The sequence below is a fragment of the Streptomyces sp. SPB074 genome, assembly GCF_000154905.1.
GTDB lineage: Bacteria > Actinomycetota > Actinomycetes > Streptomycetales > Streptomycetaceae > Streptomyces.
Genome location: NZ_GG770539.1, coordinates 3,212,272 through 3,222,324 on the forward strand (window position 1 = coordinate 3,212,272; position 10,053 = coordinate 3,222,324).

The 10,053-nt window shown below is 74.3% G+C and carries 3 protein-coding genes and 1 pseudogene; 1 reads left to right on the top strand and 3 read right to left on the bottom strand.

Annotated elements, in window-relative coordinates:
• Positions 1 to 152 precede the first annotated feature (152 nt).
• Positions 153 to 674, top strand: coding sequence for an NPCBM/NEW2 domain-containing protein (locus tag SSBG_RS13190; RefSeq protein WP_037869671.1), 522 nt, complete (start codon positions 153 to 155; stop codon positions 672 to 674).
• Positions 675 to 826: 152 nt separating this feature from the next.
• Here SSBG_RS13190 and SSBG_RS35760 read toward each other — a convergent pair whose 3' ends face one another.
• The 3 genes and pseudogenes from SSBG_RS35760 to SSBG_RS13200 form a co-directional block, all read right to left on the bottom strand.
• Positions 827 to 1,912, bottom strand: coding sequence for a hypothetical protein (locus tag SSBG_RS35760; protein ID WP_324603513.1), 1,086 nt, complete (start codon positions 1,910 to 1,912; stop codon positions 827 to 829).
• The gene (locus tag SSBG_RS13195) at positions 1,861 to 4,275 is read right to left on the bottom strand and encodes a BTAD domain-containing putative transcriptional regulator (protein ID WP_324603514.1); all 2,415 of its coding nucleotides are present in this window, start codon (positions 4,273 to 4,275) and stop codon (positions 1,861 to 1,863) included. Before SSBG_RS13195 ends, SSBG_RS35760 begins: the two co-directional genes overlap by 52 nt.
• Positions 4,276 to 5,438: 1,163 nt before the next feature.
• A pseudogene (locus SSBG_RS13200) lies at positions 5,439 to 7,758 on the bottom strand (asparagine synthase-related protein).
• Positions 7,759 to 10,053: the final 2,295 nt, after the last annotated feature.

A 10,053-nucleotide genomic window follows, 5' to 3' on the forward strand; every position in this document is an offset into this window, starting at 1 on the left:
CGCGCCCCGCGCCCGCGCCCTCGCCCTCGCCCTCGCGGCCCGCACCCGCCTCGTCGGCGCCTCAGGCTCCCGAGCCCTCGCCGACGCCCGTCCCACCGTCCCCGGCCCCGCCCTCGGCGCCGGCCGAGCCGGTCGAGTACCGCTGGAGCACATTGCCGTACGGGCTCACCGGTGACGGGACGGGGCCGGAGATGCGCCTCACCGGTAGTCCGGTGTGGCAGCGGCCGGGCGGGATGTCGATCGGCGGGACGCGGTACGGGCACGGGGTGAGCGTGGGTATCCCGTCCGAAACGACGATCGACCTCAACCGCGCGTGCACGAGGTACGAGGCTTTCGCGGGGCTGGACGACATGACCCTGGGCATCGGCGCGGCGCGTTTCGCCGTCTGGGCGGACGGGGAGCGGTTGTGGCGCTCGGGAGTGGTGCGCGGCGGCGACCCGGCGGTCCCTGTGCGGGTGGGGATCGAGGGGCGGCGGACCGTGCGGCTCGTCGTGGAGGCGGTGGACCCGGGGGTGTCCGGCCCGGTGACGGGCGACCTCGGCTCGTCTCGTGCTGGTGGGGGCATCGGGGCGGGCAAGGGCGGTGCGGAGCTCGGGAACGTGGGGGACACGTTGGGACGGCTGGGGCGGTTGGGGGTGGCGGACTGGGCGGGGTCGCGGTTCAGCTGCGAGTGAGTAGGTAACGGCCCCTTTGTGCCGCTCAGGCGTGCGCGCGCGGGGGGGCGCGGTGTTCACAGGGCGCGCGGTGTTCACGGGCGCGCGGTGTTCACGAGTCAGACGGTTCTCGCGAAGGGCTCGCGGGGGGGATCGCGGGTGGTTCTCGCGGGTCAGGTGACCAGGTCGGCCGGGTTGAGGGTGGCGGCATCGGTGACGGCCTGGGCGTGGGCCTCGGGGCCGAGGGCGGCTTGGGCGGCCGTCGTGACGCGGGCGGCGAGGGCCGCCTCTTGAGGGCCCCGGGCGTGGGGACCGCGCAGGCGGGTGGCGACCGTGAGGGCGTGGACGGCGGTGGTGTGGTCGCCGTTCTCCGTGAAGAGGAGCGCGCCGGTTTCGAGGAGTGAGGCGGTGATGCTGCCGGAGAGGTGCGCGGAAACGGCGGCGTCGAGGGCCCCGCGCCACTGCGGGAGCGCCGCCGAGGCACCCTCGATCGCGGCCCGTACGCGTATCTCCGTATCGGCGAAGGCCGCCATCCAGGTGGGTGGGCCACCCGTTCTGCCGTTGACGGCCCTGAGTTCAGCGCACAAGGCATCGGCCTCGTGGGGTGCGCCGTCCTCCAGAGCCATGCGGGCACGGAGCAGGATCAGGAAGGCGTGCGCGTCGAGAGAGGCGGTCTCCTCGGCGAGCGCGGCGGCGCGTGCCATGTGGTCTTCGGCCCGGGAACGGTCGCCGGAGTGGTGGGCGATCTCGGCGAGGCGGGCGAGGAGGAAGGGTGCCTCGGCGAAGGCGCCGACCTCCTGCGCGAAGTGGAGTGCGATTTCGCACTCGGTGCGCGCGTCGTCGTAGCGACCTTGCGCCATGGCGAGTTCGGCACGCGCGCTCGCGACCTGTGCGCTGAGCCAGCGATCGCCCGTGCGGGCGCAGAGCCGGTGGAGCTCGGCGAGATCGTCCTCGGCGTGAGCGCCCTCGCGCGGGACGTCGACGGTGATGTGGACGCGGAACATCAGCGTGGTGGCGAGTTCCCAGTCGGCACCGAGGCGGCGGCAGCGCTCGACGGCCGCGTCGATGAGCGGGTACGCGTCCTCACTCGTGTCGAGGAAGAAGGGGGCGAACGCGGCGAGGAGCCCGGGAAAGACCGTGGCCTCCGGAGCGTCGGAGGCGGCGAAGACCCCGCGCAGCCCCATCACGTAATCGAGTGCGGCGGGGGTCAGGTTCTCGTGGTCGGGGTCTGTCTCCGAGGACAGGAAGAGGTGGAGCATCCGGAGGTGGAGCCGGGGCCAGTAGCGGGGGTCATCGGGCGGGACGCCGGGGTCGGCTCCGACCGGCCCGTACTGCCTTCGGCGCGTCGGTGGCGGACGTGCAGGTCGGCGACGGCGGCGGGGACGCCACCGGCGAGCACCATCGTGCGCTCGGCCCATTCGGCTCCCTCGATGCGGTGGTTGCGCAGCCACCAGAACCAGCCGCAGCCGAGGACGAGCGCGACCGCGTCCTCCTCGTCGTGTGAGGCGAGGGCGCGGGTGAGAGCGGCGCGGATGTTGTCGAGTTCGGTCTCCAACCGGTCGATCCAGGGCAGTTGTTCACCCGAACGAATGAGGGGTTCGGCGGTGGTGACGAGCGCGCGGTAGTACGTCGTGTGGCGGTGCCCGGCGGCGAGGACACGATCCGCGTCCTCGGCGGCACGTTCGACGGCGTACTCGTGGATCGTCTCCAGCATCCGGAAGCGCATCCCCGTGCTGTCCGCTTCCGGACTCGCGACGACGAGTGACTTGTCGACGAGCGCACCGACGAGGTCGTCGGCGGGACCGGTGCAGACGGCCTCGGCGGCGGCGAGGTCCCAGCCACCGGCGAAAACGGACAGTTCGCGCAGGGCGTGGCGCTCCTCCTCGTCCAGGAGGTCCCAGGACCAGTCGACGACGGCGCGCAGGGTCTGCTGGCGGGGCAGTACGGTGCGGCTGCCGCCGGTCAGCAGCCGGAAACGGTTGTCCAGGCGCTCGGCGAGCTGGCGCGGGCCGAGGAGGCGCAGGCGCGCGGCGGCGAGTTCGATCGCGAGCGGCAGGCCGTCGAGCCGGCGGCAGATCTCGGCGACCGCGTCCGGGTCCTCGGCGACGGTGAAGCCGGGGCGTACGGCGGCGCCGCGTTCTCCGAAGAGCCGCACCGCCTCGGCGGCGGGCAGGGGATCGACGGGTCGCACGGCCTCGCCCGGGACACCGAGCGGTTCACGGCTCGTGGCGAGCACCGTGAGTCCGGGACATCGCGTGAGGAGCGTCTCGGCGAGGCGCGCGGCGGCCTCGATGACGTGCTCGCAGTTGTCCAGGACGAGCAGCAGTTCGCGGCCCGCGCAGTACTCGACCAGCAACTCGACAGGGTCGGTGGTGGCCACGGGCCGCTCGGGGGTCGTGCGCAGCACCGTCTCGCGCACACCGATCGCGCTGAGGACAGCGGCGGGCACGTCCTCCGGGCGGTCGAGAGGCGCGAGTTCCGCCATGCGGATGGGGGCGGAGGGGCGCGGCGCGGGAGTGGTGGGGGCCTGCGTAGGTCCACTCGGGGCAGGGCGGGGTGCGACGGGGTGGGGTGCGGCTTCCGGGGAGGGGCGCGGGGGCTCGTCGGGTAGCGGGGGCGGGGTCGCAGTAGCCGGAGCGAGCATGTGCGCGTACGGGTAGCCGACGGCGGCTTCTTCGGCGAGGCGGGTCTTTCCCGAGCCTCCGGGACCGGTGAGGGTGACGAGGCGGGATGCGCGCAGGGCGGCGCGGATGCTGTCGATCTCCCGCGCGCGGCCGACGAAGGAGGTGAGCCTACGGCGGACGCCGGTGGTGGCCGGTGACCCAGCGGCCGGTGATCCCGCAGTGGGGGCGGGGCTTTCGACGGGTGGGGGCGCCACTGCGGGCACGGGGCCGGAGTCCGTGGTCTCACGCAGGAGTTCCGCGTGGAGAGCGCGGAGTTCGTGGCCGGGGTCGGTGCCGAGGTGTTCGGCGAGGGTGTGGCGGAAGTCCTCGTACGCGGCGAGTGCGTCGGCCGGCCTGCCGTCGGCGCGCAGGGCGCGAAGAAGGAGGCCGTGGAGGCGTTCGTCGTACGGATGGGCCGCGGTCAGCCCTCGCAGTTCGGGGACGAGCGCAGTGGCACGCCCCGTGCCGAGGTCGGCCTCGACCCGGCGGCGTACGGCGGTGTGGCGGAGGTCTTCGGCGTGCCGGGCCTCCGCCGCGGCCTCGGGCAGGTCGGTGAGCGCGGGGCCGCGCCAGAGCCCGAGGGCGGCGCGCAGGACCTCAGCGGCCTTCTCGTAGGAGTGAGCGTCGAGCGCTGCGGAGCCCTCGCTCAGCAGGTCCTCGAACCGGTAGAGGTCGACATCGGCGCGCTCGGCGACGAGCCGGTATCCACCCGGGCCGGAGACGAGTGCCTCGTGGCCGAGGGCTCTGCGCAGGCGCCCGACGAGCGCTTGCAGCGCGGCGCCGGCGTCCCGTGGCGGCTCGCTGCCCCACACCTCGTCCACGAGGCCCCCGGCAGACACCACACGACCGGGACGCAACGCGAGGGCGGCGAGCAGCGCGCGCAGTCTGGCGCCGCCGAGCGGCACGAGGGTGCCGTCGGGGCCGTGTGCCTCGGTGGCGCCGAGGATGAGGTACTCCACCTGGCCATTGTCCACGAGGAGTGGGGGTGGGAACGATTGTTCGGGGGAGGGTGGGTGGCGGGGAGGGGCCTGCCGGGGGGCGCGGCCCGGGTGCGGGCATACCCCCGCCCTCCCAGGGGGGCGCCCCTGCATCCATTCTTTCGCACCCCCTGGCCCATCCCCGACCACTCCCCCATATCTGTGGATAACTCGGGCCGAAAAAATAATCGCGCCACTCGTCCGAGTGGGGAGATGTGCAGCGGTCAGCAGGCTCCGTGGAGATGTGCCTATGCTGCGGGCACCGGGGCATCCGAGGCCGCTCCGGATCTCCCGGGCAACTCGTGGGCCCGGAGGCCGCCCGCTGTTACGGGCCCCACGTCCGGGGCCCCTTCCGCAGGCGAGCTCAGCTGCTCATCGTCGGCCGGATCGCCAGGGCCGCGATGAGACCTCCTGTCACCCTGTCCAAGAGCGCGCGTGCCCTGGGCTGACGGAGGTGGGCGCCAGGTACACAGACAGGCGCAGCCGGCCAAGTTGGCGACCACACGAGTCCGAGCGTGACGTGCACACACGTGAGGGGAACCGCCCATCGCGAGATGCGGCAACGTCTCCGGTACGAACCGGGGAAGGGTGGCGACGTGGAATCACGCCCATCCAGGAGTTGAGGAGGCTGGTCGGCAGTCCCCGGCGTCAGCCGACGGCAAGGGGGCCGGGCCCCTTCCCGGCCGGGGCCCGTCTCGGGACCGGCCTCCTCACCTCCGCGCTTTGAACGCAGGGTCGCCAGGAGGTCCTTACGCTTCGTGCGCGGAGTCGCGAGGGCAGACATGCGGCCATCCACAGTACGTACAGAGCAACTGGCTTGCCGGGCGACGAGACGTCGTACGAGGGAGCGGGTGAACAGCAAGGTGAGGTCAGCCGAGGTGAGTGTGCACCGCACGAGGTGCGGCGCGTCCCGTCGCGGGCACCACGACCGAGACGCCGGTGTGGTGACCGAGAACGGAGAAGAGTAAGACCAAGGCCACGTCCAGGCCAGAAGGGCGGATGGGGAGGTCTGGTGACTGTGGCAAATAGACATGCGATGACAGCAAGTTCAGACAGACGAACGCGTTGCCACCCGCAGGTTCCGCGCCCGCCCTGCTTCTCGCGCACGCGGCTATTCGGCAGGTGGTTGACGACCCGCCGTGCTGTCAGCCGCTGACGGCTCCGCGACCCGCGCCGAGCGCACCAGCCGCCCCCCTTGCCGGCGCCACCGAACCGGTGGGCACCGCACGCTGGCGTGTCGGGGTGCCCGTCCAGGAGGTGCCGCGGCGCTCCAGGAGGCGGCGCAGCCACAGCTCGGTCGCGACGAGTTCCGCGAGGCCGTCGAGCGGTACGGGCGCGCCCTCCGCGGCCTGTCGTAGCGCCTTGCGCACCACCCGGGCCTCGACCAGGCCCGCCTCGGCGAGCAGAGGTGTGCGGAAGACATCGAGAAGCGCGTCCAGATGGTTGCGCAGACCGATACGGAGAGGCGCGTACGGGTCGGCAGCGGATGGGGTGCCCCAACCAGGGGGCAGCTCTTGGACGCCCGCACCCTCCAGGACGGCGCGCAATACTCCGGCCCGCGCTCCCGGGCGTACCCGCAATGCTTCGGGGAGCGCGCGGCACGCTCGGACGACCTGGTTGTCGAGGAAGGGGGCATGGAGGCGCTGGGAACGGATCTCCGCGGCCTGTTCGAGTACGCGCAGGTCGGCGGCGTGGCGGGCGAGGGCGGCGCGGGCACGGAAGTCGCCGGGGCGTCGGCCCGAGCCGGGCCCCGGGCGCGCGGCCGCCTCGTGGAGGCGAACCGATACTTCCGCGAGCGCCTCGCCGGTGAGCCAGCGTGCGGCCGGGCCCGGACGGGCCCAGGCGAGAGCCGCCAGCGAGGCGCCCACCGCCCCCTCGGCAGTCTCTGGGAAACGTCGGCGGAGCAGGAGGTCGGCAGCGTCCTCCAGTCCTTCGCGGTACGGGGTGCGGGCGAGACGGCGCGCGGCCCCATAGACCTTGCCGGGAACCATGACGGAGCCCTCGGCCTTGGTCAGCGCGGCGACCGGGCGGACCAGGTGGCGTCTGCGCCGGTCCATGAGGAGGTCGGCGAGACGGGCGGGGTGCGCGTCGAGCACCTGGCGGGCGCCGTGGCCGGTGAAGTGGTCGGCGCTGCCCGCGAGGAGCCGGGCGCGGTGGCGGCCGGCCGCGACGAGCGCGGGGCCCGGCTCGTCGGTGAGCGGCACGCGCAGCTCGGCGAAGGGCAGCGTGTCCGCGCCACCCGCGACGACGACGTGGTGCAGACGGGGGTTGGCGGCGAGAGCGGCGGCGCGTTCGGTCTCCGGTTCGCGGCCCGGGACGACGAGGTCGTTGAAGGTGACGGCGACGAGTCGTTCCCCTGCTCCGGTGCCCTGCCCGAGCAGGGTGCCGGGCATCCCCGGCAGTCCGGCCGCGAGCAGGGCCAGCGTCGCGGAGCCGCTGCCCCCGGAGAGGTCCGCGCCGATGCCCGGCTGCGGCATCCCGCGCGCCGCGCGGCGCTCGGCGGGGCCCATACCCGGGACGGGCCCCTGGTCGGTCTCGGTACCGGGCACGTGGCGGGGTGCGGCGAGCCGGACCCGTACGGCCTCTACGAGCGCTTCGCGGACCGCCTCGACGGCGCTGTCGGCGGCGACCGGTGCGGCGGAGACGGCGAGCGAGGTCATCTGCTCGTACCCGGCGATCTCGGGGACGCCGGCGCGCATGATCAGGGCGTGGCCGGGGGGAACGCGGTGGACCCCGGCGTACGGGGTGGCGTCCTGGAGGGCCTCCGGGACGTCGGGTGCGGCGAGGAGAGCCGCGAGGTAGCCGATGTCGAGGTTGGCCTCGATGAGATCCGCGAGCGGGAGGGCGGCGGTCGCGAAGGCCATGCCCCCGGCCCACGGGGTGTGGAACACGGGCCGCGCGCCCGCGAGGTCGCCGACCACCATGGTACGGCGGCCGACCTGGACGACCGCCGTGTAGCTGCCCGCCCAGGCGGTGAGGTGGCGCAGCGCACCACCTTTCGCGGAGTAGAGGGCGGCGCGCAGTTGCGCGTCGGTGGCCGCGCAGGTGCCGAGGACCGCGATCCGGGTCCTCGGCGTCGGCGCGGACGACGCGGAGTTCGTCGGGACGCCAGTCACCGACGGCCCACAGCGGATCGGGGTCTCCCCACAGGAGCTGGGCGCCCACGGGCTGGATGGTGTCCTCGGCGTAGTCGTCGGCAACGCCCGTGTGGTCCCTGCCGTACGGGGTCCCGTAGGCGGAGTGCGGGTCACCGGTCCGGCCCCGGCCGTGTTCGGCGGGGCCGCCGCGGCTGCCGTACTGGTCGAAGCCGTAGGGGTCGCCGTAGCCGTGCTCGGGTCCCGTGCTCCCGAAGGCGGTGTCCTGGGCGGCGACGGAACCGGTGGGTGGGCCCGGTGGTGCGTACGTGGCGGGGCCGGGCGAGCGACGCCGGGCCGCGGTGCTGCTCCACCCCACCAACCAGCGCATCGCCGCCTCCACAGCCTGTGGACAACCAAGTCGGGCAGGGGAGTTCCGCCGGAAGGTCCCGCCGCTTGCGCCCATGCTGCCACGAAGGAGCCGCACGCAGGGGGGTACGCGGCGCGCGTCGCGGTGTGCCCGTTCCCGCCTGGCGGAGCTGGTGCGCACACCTGCGCGGTGGCACATGCGCCGAGTGAATGCGCCCCCGGCACAGGCCACTTGGCCGTACGGCGACACAGCACGAAGCGACCCCTGGCGAACTCACCTTCGCTGTCGATGAGTTCTGGCCACGGCCTCGGGGTTCGGCTGTCCACGGCAACCGGCCGTGTCACGGATTCGGGGGCTGGACGGCGACGTTGCGGCAGTGGTGCGGGACGGGCCGAGGGGGCGGCGGGCGGGGGCGGGGAGTGCGGGGCGGAGGGCAGCGCGTTGGGCGACGTGCGCCACGGTGGGCACGTGCGCCCCGCGCGTCACGAGGCCGTTGCCCGCCGGACGGGGCCGAGGGACGACCGGCACCGAAGGAATCCGGCCAATTACGGGGCGGGGCAGGGGCAGTGCGCGGGTGGGCGTGGCGCTCTCCGGTGGGCCGCCGAGGCCGCCTTCGGTGGGGTCGGGGCGTAGCGCGTACTCCTCCTTCGCACCTCTTCCTACGGTGCGGGCCGGCGCGCTTCACCGACGCGCGCGGCCGCGTCCGGGGGCTTCCGCACCTGGACGGCCACCGGAACCGGCCGTCACCGCACGCCCTCGCACGCGCCAGCCGTACGCCCCGAAGCACCTGTGGCCCTTGGCGCTCCGCATCCGCCACCCACCTGTCACCAAGCGCTCACCAGCCCGGCTCCACGGGTTCCGGCGTCGGCCACCGGGCAGCCGCGGGCCGCAAGCGGAACGCCCCGCTTCGGCCGTAAGGGCGGCGGCCGGAATGCGGGCTTGGTGGATCGCTGGGTGAAGTTGGTGCGAGGAGGGCGAGGTTGGGCGGAGTTGGTACGGAGCTGGTGGGCTGGTCGCGTGGCGGTGGACGACGAGCGAAGGAGCGGTTACGGCGGGTTGGGGGGCGCGGGGTACCTCGGTGGGGCGAGGCGGAGTACGTCGGGCGCGGGGTGACGGCACGAGCGGAACGTTTTGTCCGGGGCGGGAACCGGTCGTGGCGGGCAGGCCAGGGGCATGTGCCGGGCTGGGGAGCCGTGCAAGAGGCTGTGCAGGGGGTGGCGGGGCGGCGGCGATACGGGCGGGGGGGTGTGTGTCCCGGTAGCCGACGGGCCTTGCTCGTACCACCTACCACCGTTCCCGGATTCCGTGTGCTGCGGCCGACCGCTGCCGTGGGCGGCGCCAGGGGTACGCCCGAGCCGGGCACCGCTTCGCAAGGCTCCTCCCGGCTGCGCTGCGGTCCCTTACCGATCTCTGGACCGCGGTCCGCTCGTTCCAGATCCGCTCGCCCTCGATCCCTCCGCCCAGATCCGGACGATCACAGTCCGTCCGGGCGATACCCGCCCAGGGCAGTCCGGCCTCGTTCGGTCGAGGCGCGGGCGTCCCCCACGCGCCTCGTACGTACCTCGAACCGCTGAGGCGGCGAGGGCGCCACCGATAGTCCCCGCTGCCCCACCGCCCCCGCCACCGGATACCGCCGGACCCCGCCGGATACCGCCGGATACCGCCGGATGCCGCCGGATGCCGCCGGATGCCGCTCGCACGGGTCGTCACCGGGCGGGCATCGCAGACCGTAGACCGGGCGGGGCCGGTTCGGGCGGCAGTGAGGGCCGCGACGGCGGCAGCTCCCGCTGGATTCTCCAGCCGGGCGCGGTGGGCGGAGGGGTGTGGCGGCACGGGGGGGCAAGAACGTGCGCGGTCCGGGAGGCGCCGTTCACCTCCCGGACCGGTCCGCCGTCCGCGGGGATGGGACGGCGTCTCCCCTCGGCCCACTGCTTCCTTTCCAGCGGGCCGACCCACGCCCCACCAATAAAGCCGCTGGTAAGGGCCGTGTGGAGAGCGCACGGCCGGGCGCACGGTGCCATGTACGGAGCGTGCGGCGGAGGGCTGGGGGCAGAGGGCGGCGGCGGGGCGGACGCGGGGGCGGCCGGAACCGGGAGCCCGCGGCGGCCTGGAGCCGCGGCGACGACCGCCCGTCAGGGACGACCGCAGACACGCGCACGGCTCGGCCAGGCGCCGAAGCCGCCACACCTGCACCCACCCGGTCCCGACCGGCCCCCCGCCCCGTCATCCGCCGCCGCCCCCGCCTTCCGACATCCGCCACTCGCCACCCGGTGAACCCCGCATCACCCGCCGACCGCGCCCCACCGGCTGAGCCAC